Below are 21,877 nucleotides of genomic sequence, written 5' to 3' on the forward strand. Positions count from 1 at the left end.
GTAGGGGAGGTAAAGCAGCGAAGGCTTTTTCTACCTTGCTTTTTTCGATTGCTGTTAATTCATGATCCAACGGATTCATGCCAGCCTCCTTGAACACCTGTATAACGTTTTCCGGAGCCTCTGACACGCGTTCAGCTGGGTTGATGCTCAAGTGCTGAGTTTGTTCCTGAGCGCAAATGTTTAAAGATAAAACTAAAACAAGAGCAGTAATGAAATATGTCTTAAACATGGGTTTTAAGTAGGATTTAATAAAGTAATAGTAATATTTATGTTACTGAATAAAGGCTGACAATAATGCTGTAACTGCATAAAAAAATAAGCAAATTTCGACTCAGGACTAAAATATATGAGAGTTTCTATTGTATAGGATTAGCTTCATTTGCAGCTGGTGGTACTTTTGTTTTTAGAGAAGCATGTAATTCTTCTGACAAGTCTTCTGTTTCTAACTCTAAGGCTGGTATTCACCCGGGGCAGGATCGATACTGTCCCTGGCAGTATTAGCCTGGCTGTAGGTTTCTTCATTAGTAGTGGAACAACTGAAAAAACTACAAAGCATAGCTGAAGCGATAAACATGAATTTCATAAGAGAGGGGCTAAGGGTTTTTTATTTCCAACACTCTGATGCTGATCAAATCTCCTATCTGTGTGCTAGCACCAACAACGGTTACCTGCTCACCCTGTTGCAATTGCCGGTATTGGTTGCTGTTCGCCATGTTTATACGGCTGATCAATGTTCAAGTAAATCCAATTACGTACCTATGAAATTTGTCTGCCATGGTTCCGCCTCCTAGCCGCTTTTTTATTCACCTTGCCATCTACTTGTTCACATAGGGTAAAATTGGAGCGTAGCAGTAATCTTAGTGCTCGATTACCTTGCTTTTATCAAAAGGGGAGTATTGTATTTCCACAAAGATACAACCAGGTTGCAGTTTTGTCTTGTACATAAGGGGGGTAAATAGGTACAGTTAAAGGCTAAAATCGTACAAACTATTCGTTCTGCTTGTTTAACAGGGCTAAATCCCTCTTCTTCATTTTATAGATATAAAAACTTTTTTAGACCTTTTCAGAATGTATACATTTTATTGGGTGAAGCTATGGGGTTCCATGTAACGGTAGTTTAGTATTTATACAGTGATTGGTTTAATTGTAAAGCCTGACAGGTAGTGGCAGGGTAGACAGTGAGGGCGTGCCCGGCAAACTACCTGTCATGGGTTTCTCTGGCAGCCTGTGCATATGCAGTGGCTGTGTTACAACAATTGCTGCGCCAATTAGGAAATGGTTGCTGCTAAAAATTTATAATTAGCTGCAACAGCCATTGCTCATCGTGATAAAACTGCTGCTTAACCGCAGAAAGTAAAGACTGTCTTGCTGAAGAATTCAGCAGCTTATTAGTATTTTGGAATTGAATCTACTGGTGCACTACAATCAACTGGTATGTCTGCTACTTATATATCAAGTATATCAAGAAATTCATTGTTGCTGAGGGAAGGCTTACTTTTTCTTTGTGTGCTTTGCTTTGTTTTCTCATTATCGGCATCAGGGCAAAAGAATAACTTTGTTTTCAGGCATCTATCAGTTTCTGATGGTTTATCCCAGAGTTCTGTTATTACGATTGCTCAGGATCAGATGGGCTTCGTGTGGTTTGGTACCCGGGATGGTCTAAACAGGTATGATGGTCACAACTTCAGCGTATATAAGCATGATAATGCAGATAGCAACAGCATTAGCAGCAATGATATCATTGAGATTGTAGCCGGTGCGGGTGGAGATTTGTGGATAGGGACCTTCCGTGGCCTGAACCGCTATGACTATTCGCGAAATAAATTCATCAGCTTTTTAAACGATGCTAAGGACAGCACCTCTCTTTCTGATAATGCCGTGTGGTCAGTCTGCTCAACAAAAAGTGGTACTGTGTGGGTAGGAACTGCCAGTGGACTTAATCGCTATGATCAGAAAAGAAAATGTTTTGAGCGGTTTTATCATGATCCGGCAGACGAAAACAGTATTTCTGATAATCTTGTACTGGATATTTTAGAAGACAGGGCTGGGAATATCTGGCTTGCAACTGCCAGAGGGCTTAACAAAGCGACTGTGGATGCAAAGGGAGCGGTAAATTTTGAACGCTTTTATCATCAGTCCGAAGGCGGCTTTTTTTACGATAACTTCACGCAAACGATTGTCGAAGACAGGGAAGGTAATCTCTGGTTAGGCACCAAGTACGGAGGGCTGCTAAAATTTGATACACACACAGCTACCTTCGAGGCTTTTGTGCATGATCCCCTTCATAGCAACTCGATTAGTCATAATGATGTCAGGTCTCTGGCCTTTGATGAAAAAGGGCTATTGTGGGTTGGAACCTATCACGGGTTAAATTTGCTGGAACCCCGAAGCGGGCGGATTATACGCATATTGAACGATAAGAACAATCCTGCTTCCCTGAGCAAAAATGCCATCAAATCAATTTTTCTTGACAGGAAGAACACCGTATGGGTAGGGACCTACTACGGAGGCATTAACATGCTTGACAGCCAGTACCACAACTTTCGGAATTATGTTCAGAGCACCCATGGGTTGAGGTTTGATGTGGTCAGCGCAATGGTAGAAGATAAACAAGGAAACGTTTATGTTGGTACCGAGGGAGGCGGCATCAGCCTTTTTAACCCCAGGAATGGAAGCTTCAGTCTTATTGGCAGCCAGTATGAAAACGGGGAGATCAGTAGCAAAAACATCAAATCACTCTACCTGGATGATAAGCAGAAACTGTGGATCGGCACCTTCAATGCAGGCCTAAACATACTTGATTTGCAGAGTGGAGAAATTGAGTATTTCAGTAAAGAAGCAGGAAATCTGAATACTGTCAACGATAACAACATATATGCAATTGTGCAGCAAAACGACAGCCTTTTCTGGTTGGGTACCCATGGGGGAGGTCTAAGCCTGTACAACCGTGAAAGCCGGCAGTTTACCCATATCAAGGAGGGAACTGAGAATGGCTTGAGCAGTAACTTTGTCAGAACACTCTACATAGATTCAGGGGGAAACCTTTGGGCAGGTACTCAGGCCGGCTTAAATTTCTTATCTGCCGAAAATCTCCGAATGCAGAACCTGAAGTTCAAAACATACTTTTCAGACCAAAAAAAATTACAGGCAGAAGACATTCATGCCATATACGAAGATAGTCATTCCAGAATCTGGGTAGGTACGTATAACTCAGGGCTTAACCGCTATGATGCCGCTACGGATTCTTTTGTTAACATCAAACTCCAGGAGCCTACGGGAAACAGCAGTAATGTGGTACATGGAATCCTAGAAGACAAGGGAGGCAGCTTGTGGATTAGCACAAATCAGGGAATCTTGTCATATGATCCGGAATCAAATCAAGTCAGGCGCTTTTTAGAATCCGATGGACTTGTATCCAATGAGTTCAACAATAATTCATGTCTTGAAACCAGCACCGGGCATATGTACTTTGGCAGCCTGCAGGGCTTGACACTTTTTCATCCAGACAGCATCAGGATAAACCAGTATGCCCCCCCGGTGGTGCTGACTGATTTCAGGCTTTTCGGAAAATCTGTGCAGCCGGGCGATGATAATTCAGTGCTGCAGAAAGTAATCTCCCACACCCAAAGCCTCTCCCTGGATTATGATGAGGCTATTTTTACTATTGAATTCTCCATTCCAAACTTTATTAACCCAGACAAAAACCACTATGCCTACCGGCTAAAAGGGCTGGAAGAAGCCTGGAACTACACAAGTGCAAATACTGCCACCTATACCATTCAACAGCCTGGCACCTATACCTTTGAAGTAAAAGGAGCAAACAATGATGATGTGTGGCATGCAAGACCAACCACCCTGACGGTGACTGTTAACCCTGCCCCCTGGAAAACCTGGTGGGCCTTTACTGGCTATGCACTGGTGATCCTGGTATCTCTTTACCTGCTGATAAACATCATCTGGTCCAGGTCCCGGCTACGGCATGAGCTGGAACTGGAACATATAAGTAAAGAACGCCAGGAGGCGCTGAATCAGATGAAGCTCCAGTTCTTTACCAACATTTCCCACGAGTTCAGAACACCCCTTACACTTATTCTTGGGCCACTGGAACAAATTATGTCCAACTTCAGGGGAAGTAATGCCCTGTACAAACAGCTGCAGGCCATTGAACAAAACGCAGAGCGGATGCGGCTGCTGATTGATCAATTGATGGATTTCAGGAAGTTTGAAAATAATCATCTGCAATTGAAAGCAGCCGAAGGTAATATCGTAGCTTTTGTACAGGAGGTTTATCTTTCATTTAAACAATATGCAGACCTTCATGGAGTTGTTTACGAGTTTAAGAGCGAAGCTTCGGAGATGCGCCTCTGGTACGATCGTGATAAACTGGAGCGGGTAATCTTTAATCTTATCTCAAATGCTTTTAAGTACACGGCCGATAATGGCCATATACAGATTGAGGTAAAGCAGGTAGAAGGTAGTGTTGAGATCGCAGTAGTGGACAATGGCATTGGTATGGCACCTGAACACCTGGATAAGATTTTTGAACGCTTTTATGAGATTGAAGAGACTGATAATTTTCATAAATCAAAGTATCGGAAAGGTACAGGCATCGGCCTTGCACTGGCAAAGGGTATCGTGGATTTACATGCCGGCAAGATCAGGGTAGAGAGCAGGCTGCATGCAGGGAGTACGTTTACTGTGAGTCTTCCGCAAGGGAAGGACCACCTGCGGGAAGATCAGATCATCAGTGACTTCAGAGGGAGTGATGATCTGGCTAATTACCAGCCAATAGCCGCCTTGCCAGCGTCATTTGCAGCAGCATCTTTACAGATTCCAGAACTCCCCAAAGATGCCCCGACAGTATTAGTGGTAGAAGACAATGCAGAGATAAGAAACTTTCTGGTGCAACTTTTCAGGCAGGAGTACAATGTTATTGAGGCAGGTAATGGAAGGGAAGGAATGGCAGAGGCTGTACAGCATGAGCCTGATATCATCATCAGCGATGTGATGATGCCTGTGATGGATGGCATTGCATTTTGCCAGCAGCTAAAATCAAATATAAAAACAAGCCACATCCCGGTTATTTTACTGACTGCCCGTACGTCACTCATTTTCAAATACGAAGGTTTGGAAATGGGTGCCGATGACTACATCAACAAACCCTTTAATGTAAAGGAGCTCAGGCTAAAAGTTCGGAACCTGATCAGTGCCCGTAAAAAGTTAAAGGATAGGTTCACCAGTGATGCAGTAATCAAACCCGGTGATATTACCGTATCTTCCCTGGATGAAAAATTACTGGAGCGGGCGCTTAAGATCGTGGAGGAGAATATATCAAATGAACACTTTAACATTTCTGCCTTTAGTGAGGAACTGGGTGTTAGCCGGACCATGCTTTTTACAAAAGTAAAGGCCTGGACAAACCTAACGCCAAATGACTTCCTGCTTGTGATGCGGATGAAGCGTGCAGCTCAGCTGCTAGAGCAAAATAAGCTGAATGTAGCGCAGGTAGGCTTTCAGGTTGGCTTCAAAAATCCCAAATATTTTAGTAAGTGCTTTCAGCGGCATTTCTCTGAAACACCCACGTCTTATGCCAGAAGGTTTTCATCTCCCGATGAAGTAATGGAACAGGAACCTTAAATCCTTGCAAATCATAAAAAGGATTGATGCCTCAGTTCTGGAAGTTCCTTAACATATACTGGCAAGAGACTCCTTTTTTTAAAACTGCCTTTTTCTTTCCCATCAGATATCATATAGTTATATCACTTTAAGGCTTTGCCTGATATATTACTTGGTCCTTTTTTTCTTTACAGACCATTTATGGACTTCTGTATCCCTACTTCCGAACTCTGGAGCGCTACAGACAGCCTACTTTAGGGCATATGAAAAGAGTCCATATGAAAATGAAGAGCAATGGTTCAGCCATCGCATTAAGCGCCTTGATCGTATTCATGATCCTGTTGATCATTTACCTGATTTAATCCTGAAACTAAGTAAGCCAAAGAAACTCCAGGTGTAAGGGTAAAAAGCTGCAAACGGTTGAAAAATATATTTGTACGGCCCTTGCTACCTGCAATTCTGTACGAATGTACCCCTCTTTCCGTACTTGAAAGCCTCCGGAACTTGCTACTTTGGCTTATCCTCTTCTACTAAATTACATGCAAAGGCATATGTTTATTTTGGGCATTACCTCTAATACTTCCCCCTTTGGTTTGTGCTCCAGGAGCTCATCAGGAACGGGCATTTTTTTTCTAAACGGTAGCAAACGTTTGCGAGACATAAGTGCAGCTGGCAAGGGTGCTGGCATATTGCATCCCACAGCACCACCCTAGTGCTCCTTCGGGCAACATTGAGTAGGAGTACCACCCATGTTGCTCAAAGCTTCTTAATGAAGGCTTTTATAGTATAACCAACGCAACTCAATTTTTAGATGACCTATGAAAAGTAAAATTTTACACAAATGTAAAGAGATATACCTCTTTCTGATCTTGATGTTCATGGCTGTTTTTGCCCAAGCCCAGGCAAAGAAAGTAACGGGTGTGGTTACGGACAAAGTGAATGGGGGCAGTTTACCAGGGGTGTCTGTAACAATACAAAATTCCTCCCTTGGCACGGTTACTGATATCAACGGGCAGTACTCTATTGAAGCAGCACCGGATGATGTCCTGATCTTTTCCTTTATCGGCTACGAAAAGAGCAGTGTTAAGGTAGGGAACAGCACACAAATAGATATTGCCCTGCAGGAAGACATTGAATCGCTGGAAGAGGTGGTGGTAGTAGGCTACGGTACCACCAAAAAGAGCGATGTATCCGGTTCTGTATCGTCTGTAGAAGCCGAAAAATTGACGGCTTTCCCGGCTCTTTCTGCCGTGCAAACCTTACAGGGCAGGGCTGCTGGGGTGCAAATACAGTCTAACAACGGAGGTCAGCCGGGTGCTGACTACAGCATTCAAATCCGCGGTGGTACTTCCATCAATGCCAGTAGCAGGCCCCTGCAGGTGGTTGATGGTTTTGTGGGCGGAGAGATGCCTCCTCCTGAAGATATTGCCTCAATCGAAATCTTGAAGGATGCCTCTGCCACTGCTATTTATGGTTCTCGTGGTGCAAACGGTGTAATTTTGGTTACCACGAAAAGAGGTAAGGCGGGAGAGATGCGCATTGAGTTAAACTCTTCCTATGCAGTTCAGGAAGTACTTAACCGGCTGGACCTGCTGGATGCAAATGAGTTTACTGAGTACATCCAGGAGATCAACCCCGGCTACGAGAATTTCGGGGCCAACACAGACTGGCAGGACGTTATCTTCCGTCAGGGCTACATCAGCAATAACCAGCTTTCTGTAAGTGGCGGGTCTGACCAACTGCGCTATTATGTGTCTGGTACCTACTTTGATCAGAAAGGTATTGTGCTGGGTTCTGAGTATAACAGGTTTACCCTTAGCAGTAACCTGGATATCAAACCAAAGCAGTTCCTGAACCTCGGTTTAAACCTGTATGCCAGAAGAAGCACCAACAATGGTATCAATACGCAGGAGAGTAGCGGTGGCTCCGGTAGTGCAGGGATTATTTCTTCGGCTTTTCGCTTTAACCCAGATATTGGCATCTACAATGAAAACGGTGACCTTACAATTTCTGAAGTTGGAGACGATATTGATAACCCCTATGCACTGGGAACAGAGTATGTTCGGGAGCGGGTTACAGACAGGTTTCAGGCAAACACCTATGGTGAGCTTACGTTTACAGACTGGCTAAGCTTCAAGACTACGCTGGGCATGACCTTTAACAACTGGCGGGATGGCGAGTTCAGGCCCACCACTCTTTTAGGAGGTGCAGGCAGAGGCGGTGTGGCAGAGCTGGAAGCCATGAAGCAGTCTTCTCTGCTGAATGAAAACTACATTACCATCAATAAAAGCTTCAGTGATCACCAGACCTCGCTGGTGGCTGGCTATTCTTTCCAGCAGTACAGGAATGAATCATGGGCAGCAGGCGGTTCCGGGTTTATCACCAACTCTAGTTCCTTCTGGGCATTACAGCAAGGCGCTGTGCCCACCACACCCGAGTCAGGTTTGTCAGAATCCTCTATCAAATCTTACTACGGCAGGCTTAACTATTCCTACCAGAGCAAATACATCCTTACATTTACCGGCCGTTACGATGGTGCTTCTAATTTTAGCAAAAATAACAAGTGGGCATTCTTTCCCTCTGGTGCCCTGGCCTGGGATATGACCGCAGAGCCCTTTCTGCAGGATGTGAATTTTTTAAGCCGCTGGAAATGGCGCGTAAGCTATGGTGTGGTGGGGAACCAGGCGATCGGGCCCTACCAGTCACTGGCAAGGTTTAGCTCTATTTACGGTTCCCGCAACGGACAGCTTGTCAATGCCATTAAGGTAGATAACCTTGCCAATGATAACCTAAGCTGGGAAACCACCCGCCAGTTTAATGTGGGTGCCGATATTGGCCTGTTTAAAGGCAGAATTAACCTGACGGCAGACTACTACGATATGGAAACAACAGATCTGTTGTTTGCGCGTGAGTTGCCGGCTTACACAGGCGTACGCTTCCAGTACCAGAATATCGGAGCTGTGGGCAACAAAGGTTTCGAGTTCGCCATAAGCTCCCGAAACCTGGTAAACCAACTGAAATGGACGACAGATTTTAACATCTCCTTTAACCGAAATACGGTGCTGGAGCTGCCCGATAATGGCGCCGATATCTTCTATGCCAATGCCCCCGGCCACCTGGGCCTTGGTTCCGACAACCAGGTAATACGGGTAGGGGAGCCCCTGGGCGTATTCTATGGCTTTGTGTACGATGGTGTGTACCAAAGCGGGGAGGAAATCCTGGAAGGATCGGGTTTTGAATCTGAGGCTGGTGGAGAGCGATTCGTGGACCTGAACGGTGATGGCAAGCTTACCTTTGATGGTGACCGCCAGATCATTGGTAATCCTAATCCGGATTTTATCTGGTCGCTGAACAACAGCTTTAACTACAAAGGGTTTGACCTGAATGTTTTTGTGCAGGCCTCTGAGGGCAACGACATGCTTAGCTATACCCTGCTGGAGCTTAACAACCTTTCCGGCTCAAACAATGCCACTGCAGAAGCATTGAACCGCTGGAGTGCCGATAACACCAATACAGATATTCCAAAGGCCTCCCGCAGCCGCGCTCGTAAAATATCAACCCGCTATATCTACGATGGCAGCTACATCAGGCTTAAGAACATTGCGCTGGGATACGTGCTGCCCAGATCCTTGGTAGAGTCCATAAAGCTTTCCAATGTACGTATCTCAGTCAGTGCACAAAACCTCTTTACCATTACCGATTACCCGGGGCTGGATCCTGAAGTTGGCTATGGCAATGCCAATGGCAATGCGGCAGGCAACCTGTATAAGGGTCTTGACTATGGCAGCTACCCAAATGTAAAAAGCTATACCCTTGGTGTTAACATCAGCCTTTAAGCAATTACGAATGAGCATACCTATGAAACGATACATAGCACTTACCGCTTTATTTGCCCTTAGTGCAAGTTTATTTTCCTCCTGCGAGGATCTTACAGAAGAGCCGGTGGCTCTCCTGGCCCCGGAAGGTTTTTACAAATCACCGGCAGATGTGTTAACCGGCCTGAACGGCGCATATTCTGCCATTGGCTCCGAGGAATTCTGGGGGCGTAAGTTAACACTGTCCTTACTGTTGCGGGGCGATATGGCTGATATAGGCGACCTTACCACCACAACACCCCGCATACAGGTGAACGGTTTTCAGATGGACCCCTCCAACGGCATGGTCGCAGCTTTTTGGCCCAGGGCTTACGAAGGCTTGGCCACGATCAACAGCGCCATTGAAGGAGCCCAAAAGCTTAACGAAGAGGAGGATTCCATCAACCCCCTGATTGCAGAGGGGCGCTTCCTAAGGGCTTTCCTCCACTTTCACCTGGTACAGCTCTTTGGCGATATTCCCTATATGGGTTCCTCGCTGATAGACCCAAACCTTGCCTACACCCTGGATGAAACGCCTGTAGCAGAGGTGTATGCCGGCATTATAGCGGATTTGGAGTTTGCTAAGCAATGGCTGCCCAATGACCAGGGCGTACGCTCAAGACCAAGCAAAGCAACTGCAGCAGGTCTGCTGGCCTCGGTGCATCTTACCCGCGAGAACTGGCAGGGCGCCTACGACGAAGCCAGGTATGTGATTGATAACCGGGAGGGTTTTGGGATTGGCCTGGCCGCCGAGTTTCAGAATCTGTTTGATGCCAGTGTGATAGATAATCCTGAAAATGCAAAGGAAATATTGTTTACCGTGGATTTCAGGGGAAAGGATGAAAGCAATATTTCGGGTTATGGTAACTATACCCGGGATTACCTGGCATCCGTAACCGGACCCAGGGGCGATGAACGTTTTGCGGTTGGTGAAGGCTGGAGTATTGCCGTTCCCACCATGAAGGTGTATGAAAGCTGGGATCCGAAGGATTATCGTAAAGCGGTAAGCTTTGATACCGTAGCCATGATGGGGGATACACTTACCCGCTATGTGTACTGGGACCGTGCTTCCAGGGGTGTGGCCAGACCACATATTGCCAAGTACTACCGGGCCTTTGGTCAGGCAGGCTTAAACGGCCGTGATTCTGATATCAACGCTCATGCGCAACGCTACGCAGAAATTCTGCTAATAGCTGCCGAAGCCCTTAATGAGCTCAGCGGTCCCACAGATGAAGCAATGTCTTATGTGAATGAGGTCAGGAGCCGTGCCAGAAGAGAATTGGATGCTGATCCTGCCAACGACAGGAGCTTTCCGGTAGATGTTCCCACAGGTTTATCTAAGGAAGATTTCAGATGGCTGGTGCTGGAAGAACGGAGGCTGGAGCTGGCTTTTGAATTTAAGCGCTGGTATGATATTGTAAGGCGGGACTTAGGCAACAGGGTATTCAGTCCGGAGGGGCTGGAGTACCAGCCTAACTTTAATGCCGCCCGGGACTATTTGTTTCCAAAGCCACAAAGTGATCTGAACCTCAACCCTAATCTGGATCAGAACACTGGCTATTAAGGATAGCGCAACAGAAGACGGGAGAAGTGGCCGGCATGCTGCTTCACCCGCACCTGTTCTGCCCGTACGATAGCTTAATAGGGCTTTGCTAAAAAGGGCAGATGATAAGAAGTTGCCAGCGGAACCTGCCATTTGCAGGCTGTGCAGCATCTTCTGTACGAATTTGCTACTAAAACCGGAAAATTGAATCCCCTGCCAGGATTAAATTGCCCAGGCTATGCTGTGTTCCCGGATAGTACTCCTGTTCAATTCAGCAGGAATCAAATTCCATACAAAGCTGCCTTTTATAGCTATAGTACAGTGCCATACGGCATCGCTAAGGCTTAACCAACCCCCAGGCTGCCAAAAAAACAATTGTTCTCTATAATTTACATTTAGATGGTCCGAAACTATATTTTTTTGCTCCTCTGCATCTTTTATACCTTCAGCCTGTCCGCACAAACCGGAGTGCCCACAAAGATCAGGTTGACCGAGGGCTGGGAATTTCTGAAGAGCGATCTGGGAGGGATATGGGAAGCGGTGAGGCCAGTAAAAAAAGGAGCCCCAGAAAGTGTGCCCTTCTGGGAGTCGGTACGCCTGCCTCATAGCTTCAACGCAACAGATGCGGTAGATCCCGATGTAAATTATTACCAGGGCCCTGGCTGGTACCGAACTGCCATCCCGGCAGAAAACCCCTACCAGGGTGGCAGAACATTACTGCATTTTGAAGGAGCAGGACAGAAAACGGAAGTATGGGTATATACAACCAAAGTAGGTTCGCATATTGGTGGTTATGATGAGTGGACGGTAGACATCACCGAGGCAGTTGAAGCATTTAAGAAACGCCCGGAATTCCACGATCAGTTTAAAGGCAAAGTCCCTATTTCCATCCGCTGTGATAATTCCAGGGATTTGGAAATGATTCCATCAGACCTTTCTGACTTCAACATTTACGGGGGGCTGTACCGTTACCTGAACCTGGTGTATGTGCCGGCACTCTCGCTGGATAAAGTATTTGCCACTGCAGCCGTTGACAAGGCCGGAGCGGAGGGAAGCCTGAAAATTCGTACCCGTATCTATAACCCGGATTGCCTTGATAAAGCCGAACTAAGCATTCGCCTGTTTGATCCCAAAGGAAAAGTGATCAGCAAGTACAGCAAAAGCATAAATCCGCTGGAGGTTGCAGAGCAGGAAATCTGGCGCACAAGCATTAAAAAGCCGCACCTCTGGTCACCCGACAGCCCTGTACGCTATGCCCTCGAAGTAAGCATTCGCACACCCTCTGGTACCCATACCCAACACCAGAATATTGGTTTTCGTCATTTCGAGTTCCTGGAGAAAGGGCCATTCCACTTAAACGGAAAAAGGCTGCTGCTGCGGGGTACGCACCGCCACGAAGATCATGCCGGGGTGGCCAATGCCATGACTGCCGCGCAAATGCAGGAAGAGATGCTCCTGATGAAGGAGGTAGGTGTTAATTTTATTCGGTTGGGGCACTACCAGCAGTCTCGTGTGATACTGGATCTGTGTGACAGCCTGGGTATCCTGGTCTGGGAGGAAATTCCCTGGTGCCGTGGGGGCCTGGGAGGGGAAGTCTACAAGGAACAGGCCCGCCGGATGCTTACCAACATGATTGAGCAGCATTACAACCACCCATCCGTGATCATCTGGGGCTTAGGCAATGAAAATGACTGGCCTGGTGATTTCGCTGAATTTGACCAGCAAAAGATCAGAACCTTTATGGCAGAGCTGAATGACCTGGCGCATCAGCTGGACCCAAGCCGCAAAACAGCCATCCGTCGCTGTGATTTTTGCAAAGACATCGTGGATGTGTACTCACCCTCCATCTGGGCTGGCTGGTACCGGGGTGCCTATACAGAGTATAAGGAAGTTTCTGAAGAAGAGTTTGGCAGGGTAAACCATTTTCTGCATGTAGAGTGGGGGGGCGATAGCCATGCCCGCAGGCATGCTGAAAACCCGGATAAGGTGCTGGCTCAGATCAGAACTGGTAAGGGCGCCGATGAAAGAATGGGCGATGCCTCCCTTTATGGCGGGGCAGCCCGGGTATCAAAGGACGGCGACTGGAGCGAAAGCTATATCTGTAATCTGATAGACTGGCACCTGAAGGAACAGGAAACCATGCCCTGGTTAACGGGTACGGCCTATTGGCCTTTCAAGGATTTTTCCACGCCGGTTCGGCCGGAAAATCCGGTGCCTTATGTCAACCAGAAAGGTATCATCGAAAGAGACTTTACCCCCAAAGAATCCTACTATGTTTTTCAATCGTACTGGGCCCGGAAACCCATGGTACACATTTATGGGCATAGCTGGCCGGTGCGCTGGGGAGAAAAGGGGGAGGAAAAGATGATAAAGGTTTATTCTAACTGCGATGAAGCAGAGCTGTTTGTAAATGGCAAAAGCAGGGGAATTAAAAAGCGCAACAGCCAGGACTTCCCGGCTGCAGGCCTACGCTGGATGGTAGCCCTGAACGATGGGAACAATGAAGTAATGGTGGTGGCCTGGAAAGGTAAAGTAACGATGACTGACAAGATAACCTTCAATTATCAGACAGAAAAATGGGAGGAGCCAGCGCAGCTGGTACTTGAAAAGCTCAGTGCCCAGCAGGATACGGTACTTGTTCAGCTAAGGGTGCTGGACGAGAAGGGCGTTGCATGCCTGGATGCCGCACAATTTGTAAGGTTTTCCCTGGCAGGCGATGGCAGGCTGATCGAGAACCAGGGTACCTCTACCGGTTCCAGTAAGGTGCAGCTGTATAATGGCAGAGCACTGATCAGGGTCAAAACAAACGGGGGAAGAAATGTCATCAGTGCACAGGCAGACGGGCTGCCAACAGCCATGCTCTACCTTGGAAAAGAAGAAGCAACGAAACTAGGAGATGTTATTAATGCCACAGCAGAGTAATACCAGGCTTGCTTCAGGCCCGACAAAATTTGAAGATACACCAAAGCCTTTGCTCAGGAGCATAGGAGGCTTAAAAACAGGTATGCTGTTAGCAATTGTATTGGTTTTGGGTGCTGGCAGTGGTGCTGGTAATCGGCAGAATTGGGATAAGCGCGCTGTCGTAGAAGTACTGAGGGAGCAGGTTTTAACAGATGCTGCCTGGGCACTTTCACAGGAACCAGTCACGGTAACGGCAAGCATAGCGGCGAGAAGTGCCGGGGGGAAGCATGACTTTTATTCAGAAGGGGACTACTGGTGGCCAGACCCGGATAATCCGGAGGGCCCCTACATTCAGCGTGACGGGATGACCAATCCTGATAACTTTGTTGCCCACCGTCTGGCAATGATTCGATTCAGCCGCATTGTAGGAGCCCTGGTATCAGCCTATACACTAACAGGCGAGCAACAGTATGTAAACCATGCCAGGAAGCACCTGCGGGCATGGTTTATCGAGGCAGATAACAGGATGAATCCCTCCCTTCTGTATGCACAGGCCATTAAAGGGAGGGTAACAGGGCGGGGCATCGGCATCATCGATACTATTCACCTGGTAGAAGTAGCCCAGGGGGTACGGGTGCTGGAAGCAGCGCCAGGCATGCCCCGGGAAGAGGTGGCGGCCATCAAAGACTGGTTTGCTCAATACCTTGGCTGGCTTACAACCCATCCCTATGGCCAGGCGGAAATGAATTGGAAAAACAACCACGCTACCTGCTGGGTAATGCAGGTGGCAGCATTTGCACGCCTTACTGGTAACCAGGAGATCCTGGAATTTTGCAGGAAAAGGTTTAAGGAGGTGCTGCTCCCTAAGCAGATGGCGCCGGATGGCAGTTTCCCGCTTGAGTTGGCCAGGACAAAACCCTATGGATATTCCCTCTTTAACCTGGATGCCATGACCATGGTGGTATTTCTCTTATCAGATCAAAACCACAATTTATGGAATTATCAGACCCCTGATGGTAAATCAATCAGAAAAGGAATTGAGTTTCTGTATCCCTATGTCAAGAACAAGGGCTCCTGGCCTTATCAGGAGGACGTTATGTATTGGGACCAGTGGCCGGTAGCCCATCCTTTTCTCCTGTTTGGCGCGCAGGCATACAAGCAGGATGCCTGGTTCGAGACCTGGAAAGGCCTGGAGCATGCCCCTGAAGAAGATGAGGTCATCCGTAACTTACCTATCCGCTATCCACTCATATGGCTGAACTAGCTGAATGATTTAACTATAAACTTCTGAAATGAACCATAGAAATAGCCGGTACACCCTGTTAATAATGCTGCTTTTGCTGGCCTGCCACACGGCCTGCATTGGGCAGTCTAAATCAACTGATAAACGTTTCGCACAGGCACAGCAACAAACCCGGCTGATGCTCCGGGAAATCGAAAAGGCCAAACACCAAGAAGCAGGTGCTGTTGTTTCCCCCCGGACACTATCAGCATCGGGCGAACTTGAATTGGTGGCGACAAAAGACTGGACCAGTGGCTTTTTCCCGGGATCACTCTGGTATTTATATGAACAAAGCCAGGATCCGTTTTGGCTGGAGAAAGCCAGGGCTTTTACCGCACCCCTTGAGCAGGAAAAGGTAAATGGGCGTACCCACGACATGGGGTTTAAAATCTACTGCAGTTATGGCAATGGCTATCGCTTAACTAAGGATCCTCACTACCGCAGTGTACTCATTGAGGCGGCAGAGACCCTGGCTACCCGCTTCAATCCTAACGTAGGGGCTATACGCTCCTGGGACCACAATGCAGACAAATGGGATTTTCCAGTAATTATAGACAATATGATGAACCTGGAGCTGTTGTTTGCCGCCACCCGCCTGACAGGCGACTCTGCTTACTATCAGATAGCTGTGAGCCACGCCAATAAAACTTTAAAGAACCACTTCCGGGAAGATAACAGCACTTACCACGTCATTGGCTACGATCCTGCCAACGGGCAGGTGCTTAAGAAAAACACTCACCAGGGATACAGCCATGCCTCAGCCTGGGCACGCGGACAGGCCTGGGGGTTGTATGGGTATACCATGTGCTACCGCGAAACAGGGAATAAGGCTTACCTGTGGCAGGCAGAAAAAATTGCAGCCTATATGCTGGAGCACCCTAATATGCCAGCAGACCTGGTCCCTTACTGGGATTACAACGCTCCCCGGATTCCGGATGAGCCCCGTGATGTCTCTGCTGCTGCTGTTATGGCTTCCGCACTTTATGAATTAAGCACCTACAGCCAAAGGGGCAGTGTATACCGCGCCGAAGCGGATAAAGTGATCAGGCATTTATCGGAAAGCTACACTGCGCCAGCAGGAGGGGCTAAAGGATTTATTCTATTGCACAGCACAGGATCAAAACCTCATAACAGCGAAGTAGATGTACCGCTTAGCTATGCCGATTACTACTACCTGGAGGCCCTGCTTAGAAAGCAAAAATTAATGAACAGACACAAGCTGTTTTAAAATTAAATGGGTAGTTAACCTGCCTGAAATAAAGCATTTAAACAAGAACATGATCAGGATCTTTTGGGCTTTTACCCTTAGTACAGTGTTGTTTGCCAGCATGGCGGCTAGTGGGCAGTCAACCATAAAAAAGTCAATCAACACTAACTGGATATTCCACAAAGGAAACCTTGAGGGAGTGCCATCGGGCAGCCTTGAGGAAGGAGAATGGGAACAGGTTTCACTTCCGCACAGCTGGAATACTGCAGATGTACTGGATGATGAAGCTGGCTACTACAGAGGCGTGGGCTGGTACCGGAAAGAGCTGTTCGTGAGCCCGACAGATAAAGATAAAAAAGCGTTTCTCTTCTTCGAAGGGGTAAACCAGGAGGCAACAGTATATGTGAACGGCAAATTAGCAGGAACACATGCAGGAGGGTATACCCGTTTTTGTTTCCCGGTAGATCATCTGCTGACCTATGAAGAGGGAGTCGCCAACGAAATCCTTCTAAAAGTAGACAACAGCCACAATGAAGATATTCCCCCACTATCGGCTGATTTTACCTTTTTTGGTGGCTTATACCGGGATGTGTACCTGATCACCAAAAACAAGGTGTTTTTTGATCTTAGCGATCATGCCGCTACCGGTATTTTTGTGACAACGCCGGCCGTCACAAAGGAAAAAGCAAGCGTGCAGGTAAAAGCAACCGTTGTAAACAGTGCTCTTCTTGCTAAAGCATTAACGGTAGAAAGTACCATCAGGGATAAAAAGGGCAGGCTTATAGCAAGGGCAAAGCAAAAACTGCATGCAAAGCCGCAGCAGAAAGCAACCTTCACCCTTACATTTAAAGACATCAGTTCCCCCCAACTCTGGTCACCCGAAGATCCATATCTCTATACCATTGAAACTACGATACGGGAAGGGGCAGAGACTGATCCGCTGGACAGCGTAGTGCATCCACTGGGCTTTCGCTGGTTTTCATTTGATCCTGGAAAAGGCTTTTTTCTGAATGGTGTACCCTATAAGCTAATCGGGGCCAGCCGCCATCAGGACTATGATCAGATGGGCAACGCCCTGCCGGATGCCATGCACGTGCAGGATGTAACCATGCTGAAGGAGATGGGTGCTAATTTTCTGCGGGTTGCACATTACCCCCAGGACCCCGCAGTACTGGAAGCCTGCGACAGGCTGGGCCTGCTGGCATCGGTGGAGATCCCTGTGGTCAACCAGATCTCGGAATCCAGAGCCTTTGCCGAGAACAGTAAATGGATGATGCTGGAGATGATACGGCAGAATTACAACCACCCCAGTGTGATCATATGGGCCTATATGAATGAGGTGTTGCTGCGGCCAAAGTATAAGGATCAGCCGGAACGTCAGGCTGCTTATTTTAAGGAAGTGGCAGCCCTTGCCCGGGAGCTGGAAGCACTTACCAGAAAGGAAGATCCGTACCGCTATACCATGATCCCCAACCACGGTGATTTTAACCGGTATAATGAAGTAGGCCTCACGGAAATACCCATGCTGGTGGGGTGGAACCTCTATCAGGGCTGGTATGGAGCAAACCTGGAGGGATTTGCCGCTTTTCTTGACAGGCACCGGAAGGAGCTGCCACATAAACCACTGCTGGTTACAGAGTATGGTGCAGACGCTGACCCCCGCCTGCGTTCTTTTGCGCCAGAAAGGTTCGACATGACGGTGGAGTATGCCACTATCTACCATGCCTATTACCTGGAGGAAATGATGAAAAGACCTTTTGTGGCGGCCGCTATGTTCTGGAATCTTGCAGATTTCAACTCAGAAGAGCGGATTGATGCAGTGCCTCACATCAACAACAAAGGGATATTGGGCATCGACAGAAAGCCGAAAGATACCTACTTCTACTACCAGGCCCATCTGCTGGGCAGTCCCTTCCTTAAAATTGGCTCTTCGCAATGGACATTGCGCAGCGGGCTTGCAGATGCCCCTGATCTTCAGGTTTCTTCACAGCCACTTGAAGTATATACCAACCTCGACAGCGTGAGTCTTTCTGTCAATGGCAGGAAGATCGGCGGAAAAAAAGCAGTTAACAGATTAGCTGTTTTCAATGTACCCTTCGCAGATGGAGTGAACCAAGTGGAAGTGGCCTCGATGAAAGATGGTGTGCTGTATAAGGATAGGACCAAAATAACTTTTAAACTGCTGCCCCGGAACTTCAGGACTACGATTGCCTTTCGGGAAATCAACATCAGTGCAGGCGATAAAAGATATTTTACCGATGAAAAGCTGCAGCAGGTGTGGTTGCCGGATCAGCCCTATGAAGCCGGTAGCTATGGCTGGGTAGGAGGTCGTCCTTTTACCCTGCAACACCAGTACCGGCAGGGGTATGGTACAGATAAAAACATAAAGGGAACCAACTATGACCCCATATACCAGACCCAAATCACGGGTATCCGGCAATACAAGCTTGATGTGCCTCCCGGCCAGTATGAACTAACCCTGCATTTTGCAGAATTGCTCTCCGACAAAGAACAGCAGGTACTTGCCTATAATCTGAATAGTGCTACAGCCAAAGAAACCCTTCACCAGCGGGTATTTGATGTACTGATCAATGGAGAATATGTTTTGCAGCCTCTTTCCAATCAGCAAGAATTAATCCCGGAGCGTGCCTACTCAACCAAAGTGATGATTACGGTAGAAGGAGAGGAGGGGATAGAGATACGCTTTCAGCCACGGCAGGGGGAGGCTATTTTGAACGGCTTACAGCTAAGAAAACTGTATTGATTATTACAGCAAGTAGCTGGAGCGTGAAAGCACAACGAATACGCTGCATCGAATTTGATCTTTATCATAAAACAAAATAGCCGTGCTCAGCACTACAACCTGGAGAAGCAGATCCATGAAAAAAACAGATGAATTTAGGGGGAAAACAGTTGTGATAACCGGTGGCGGTGGCATCCTGTGCCAGTCATTTGCCAGGACCCTGGCTGAACGTGGTGCCCGGGTAGCCATACTGGACCTGAACGGAGAAGCCGCAAGGGCAGTAGCCCAGGAAATCCTGGCAGCGGGTGGCGAGGCCTTAGGTGTAGAAGCCAACGTACTGGATGCTGATAGCCTAAAGCGAGCGCATGAAGCCATAAGTATCGCCTTTGGCCCCTGTGATATCCTGATTAACGGAGCAGGCGGCAACCACCCGAAAGGAACCACCTCCCAGGAGTACCTGCTTAAGGAGCATCTGAAGGAGGAGGCAGTCACTACATTCTTCGATCTTGATCCGGTGGGGATTCAGTTTGTTTTTGATCTCAACTTTCTCGGGACCTTTCTGCCAACACGGGAGTTCGCCCTTGATATGGTAGAAAAGGAACAGGGGGTGGTGCTGAACGTTTCTTCGATGAGCTCCTTGCGGCCGCTCACCAGGATACCAGCTTATAGTGGAGCCAAATCTGCCGTGAGCAACTTTACCCAATGGTTGGCAGTATATTTTGCAAAGGTGGGCATCCGGGTAAATGCATTGGCCCCTGGTTTTTTCCTGACCGACCAGAATCGTAGCCTACTGACTTCTGAGGATGGAGGACTTACAGCCAGAGGTAATACAATCATTGCGCATACACCCATGCAGCGTTTTGGTACGGCTGCTGACCTGGATGGCGCTCTGCTTTGGCTTTGTGGCAGTGATAGCGCCTTTGTTACAGGTGTAGTGATTCCCATTGATGGTGGTTTCAGCGCCTACAGCGGCGTGTAATGACCCTAAGTGTAACAGGATTTAACAGCCGTAACGACCTGTGAATAATCATATAATTAAATTCAATACAGATGAGTATGGAACAAACCTGGCGCTGGTACGGCCCAAGTGATCCTGTAAGTCTTAGTAATATCAAACAGGCCGGGGCTACAGGCGTAGTAACAGCCCTGCACCATGTACCCAACGGACAGGTGTGGGAGGTAGCAGAAATCATGAAAAGAAAAAAAGCACTGGAAGCAGCCGGTCTTAGCTGGTCTGTGGTAGAGAGTGTTCCGGTGCATGAAAATATTAAGACCCGCTCCGGGAATTACCAGCAGTACATCAAAAACTATCAGCAAAGCATTCGTAACCTGGGCCAGTGCGGCATCGATACGGTCTGCTACAACTTTATGCCCGTGCTCGACTGGACCCGCACCGATCTGGCCTACAAGCTGCCCGACGGGTCCAGAGCGCTGCGCTTCGATGCTACTGCCTTTGCTGCCTTTGATCTCTACCTGCTGAAAAGACCTGGAGCAGGTATGGACTACACAGAACACCAGCAGCAAAGGGCACTGCGTTATCTGGAGCAACTGGCAGAAGAAGATGCAAATCAACTCATCACAAATATTATTGCAGGTTTACCCGGAGCAGAAGAAGGCTATACCCTGCAGCAGTTTCAGCAGGTGCTGAATACATATAGAGAAATAGATGCAGCAGCTCTGAAAGCAAATTTGTTCAACTTCCTGCAGCAGATCATACCGGTAGCCGTAGAGGCCGGTGTGCGTATGGCCATTCACCCTGATGATCCGCCTTACCCAATCCTGGGCCTGCCCCGCGTAGTATCTACCGAAAAAGATTTGGAGGAGCTGCTTGCCGTAGCAGACAGTCCCAATAATGGCCTCTGCTTTTGCACCGGCTCTTTTGGTGTGCGCCCAGACAACGACCTGCCAGGCATGGTAAAACGGTTGGGGCACCGCATCAACTTTGTGCACCTGCGCAGCACCACCCGCGATGCAGAAGGTAATTTTTACGAGGCCGACCACCTGACAGGCGATGTAGACATGTACAGCGTAATAAAAGCCCTGCTGGAAGAGCAGCAGAAGCGCAAAGCACAGGGCCGTGCTGACAGGCGCCTGCCCATGCGCCCCGATCATGGCCACCAGATGCTCGACGACCTGAAGAAAAAGGTGAACCCCGGCTACTCCGCCATCGGCCGCCTCCGCGGCCTTGCCGAACTAAGAGGGCTGGAGCTGGGGATTAGCAGGGGCTGGGCTATGCTGAAATAAAATTAACCTGATCAATAAAGATGCTTTTGCTGACAGGCTGCTTATGTAGATATTCGCCTGGAATGTTTGAGAGGTGAATGAAAAAGTAGTAGGGTTAGGTTTGGAGAGAGTTATGTACAAAACAACGATGTCCATCACCTGTCCCAATCAGGCCGTGTGGTTATGAATGCCATAAAAACGAGTATAATATTCCAACTGTCGAAACACAATAAGTATGCTCTCAACTAGCTGCAAACTTGCTATACAGCTTATTTGCAGACTAATCCATCGATGACCAATCCATGGCATCTAATAAATCTAATCTTCAGAAAATGAAAACTTTGTTTTAAATAAATTAAACATAACTAGCTTTTATTGGCATTTAGTGGACCCTAATTCTAAGACAGTAATAGATTAGTTGAACTCCTCACAAGGATAGACGCCGAAAAAATGCTAGCTTCTGCGTTCACACCTTGTATGTCCTGGGGACAATCTTTATCAAAGTAAG

The 21,877-nt window shown here is 47.7% G+C and carries 9 protein-coding genes and 1 pseudogene; 9 read left to right on the forward strand and 1 reads right to left on the reverse strand.

Translation table 11 applies throughout. The features are described 5' to 3' along the window. Positions 1-229 (reverse strand): annotated as a pseudogene (locus KWJ01_RS02640) (hypothetical protein); the annotation flags it as partial. A 1,397-nt stretch (positions 230-1,626) separates the two neighbouring features. Here KWJ01_RS02640 and KWJ01_RS02645 point away from each other — a divergent pair. The 9 genes from KWJ01_RS02645 to uxuA all read left to right on the forward strand — a co-directional run bounded on the left by KWJ01_RS02645 (position 1,627) and on the right by uxuA (position 21,390). Then, positions 1,627-5,637, forward strand: a complete 4,011-nt coding sequence (locus KWJ01_RS02645; protein WP_224994779.1) for a hybrid sensor histidine kinase/response regulator transcription factor — start codon at positions 1,627-1,629, stop codon at positions 5,635-5,637. 797 nt (positions 5,638-6,434) lie between these two features. Then, positions 6,435-9,452, forward strand: coding sequence for a TonB-dependent receptor (locus KWJ01_RS02650; protein ID WP_224994786.1), 3,018 nt, complete (start codon positions 6,435-6,437; stop codon positions 9,450-9,452). Positions 9,453-9,474: 22 nt separating this feature from the next. Next, positions 9,475-11,034, forward strand: coding sequence for a RagB/SusD family nutrient uptake outer membrane protein (locus KWJ01_RS02655; RefSeq protein ID WP_224994788.1), 1,560 nt, complete (start codon positions 9,475-9,477; stop codon positions 11,032-11,034). A gap of 378 nt (positions 11,035-11,412) precedes the next feature. After that, a complete protein-coding gene (locus tag KWJ01_RS02660; RefSeq protein ID WP_224994789.1) occupies positions 11,413-13,935 on the forward strand; it encodes a glycoside hydrolase family 2 TIM barrel-domain containing protein in 2,523 nt (840 codons plus the stop codon). Positions 13,936-14,017: 82 nt separating this feature from the next. After that, the gene (locus tag KWJ01_RS02665; RefSeq protein WP_224994792.1) at positions 14,018-15,178 is read left to right on the forward strand and encodes an alginate lyase family protein; all 1,161 of its coding nucleotides are present in this window, start codon (positions 14,018-14,020) and stop codon (positions 15,176-15,178) included. 28 nt (positions 15,179-15,206) lie between these two features. Then, entirely contained in the window at positions 15,207-16,424 is a 1,218-nt protein-coding gene (locus tag KWJ01_RS02670) for a glycoside hydrolase family 88 protein (RefSeq protein ID WP_224994794.1), read from the forward strand. Between the two features lie 49 nt (positions 16,425-16,473). Next, positions 16,474-19,167, forward strand: a complete 2,694-nt coding sequence (locus KWJ01_RS02675) for a glycoside hydrolase family 2 TIM barrel-domain containing protein (RefSeq protein WP_224994796.1) — start codon at positions 16,474-16,476, stop codon at positions 19,165-19,167. 115 nt (positions 19,168-19,282) lie between these two features. Further along, on the forward strand, positions 19,283-20,125 hold the full coding sequence (locus KWJ01_RS02680) for an SDR family oxidoreductase (protein WP_224994797.1): 843 nt from the start codon (positions 19,283-19,285) through the stop codon (positions 20,123-20,125). A 71-nt stretch (positions 20,126-20,196) separates the two neighbouring features. Continuing rightward, complete coding sequence (gene uxuA, locus KWJ01_RS02685; RefSeq protein ID WP_224994798.1) at positions 20,197-21,390, forward strand: mannonate dehydratase; 1,194 nt, start codon at positions 20,197-20,199, stop codon at positions 21,388-21,390. The last annotated feature ends 487 nt before the right edge of the window (positions 21,391-21,877 follow it).

Origin of the sequence: Cesiribacter sp. SM1, from assembly GCF_020178975.1 — a bacterium.
GTDB lineage: Bacteria > Bacteroidota > Bacteroidia > Cytophagales > Cyclobacteriaceae > Cesiribacter.

What these genes read in the sequence shown, in the direction of transcription:
- KWJ01_RS02655 (WP_224994788.1), top strand. Translation starts at nt 9,475, where the DNA reads ATGAAACGATACATAGCACTTACCGCTTTATTTGCCCTTAGTGCAAGT.
- KWJ01_RS02675 (WP_224994796.1), top strand. Translation starts at nt 16,474, where the DNA reads ATGATCAGGATCTTTTGGGCTTTTACCCTTAGTACAGTGTTGTTTGCC.
- KWJ01_RS02645 (WP_224994779.1), top strand. Translation starts at nt 1,627, where the DNA reads ATGGGCTTCGTGTGGTTTGGTACCCGGGATGGTCTAAACAGGTATGAT.
- KWJ01_RS02660 (WP_224994789.1), top strand. Translation starts at nt 11,413, where the DNA reads ATGGTCCGAAACTATATTTTTTTGCTCCTCTGCATCTTTTATACCTTC.
- KWJ01_RS02680 (WP_224994797.1), top strand. Translation starts at nt 19,283, where the DNA reads ATGAAAAAAACAGATGAATTTAGGGGGAAAACAGTTGTGATAACCGGT.
- uxuA (WP_224994798.1), top strand. Translation starts at nt 20,197, where the DNA reads ATGAGTATGGAACAAACCTGGCGCTGGTACGGCCCAAGTGATCCTGTA.
- KWJ01_RS02670 (WP_224994794.1), top strand. Translation starts at nt 15,207, where the DNA reads ATGAACCATAGAAATAGCCGGTACACCCTGTTAATAATGCTGCTTTTG.
- KWJ01_RS02665 (WP_224994792.1), top strand. Translation starts at nt 14,018, where the DNA reads ATGCTGTTAGCAATTGTATTGGTTTTGGGTGCTGGCAGTGGTGCTGGT.
- KWJ01_RS02650 (WP_224994786.1), top strand. Translation starts at nt 6,435, where the DNA reads ATGAAAAGTAAAATTTTACACAAATGTAAAGAGATATACCTCTTTCTG.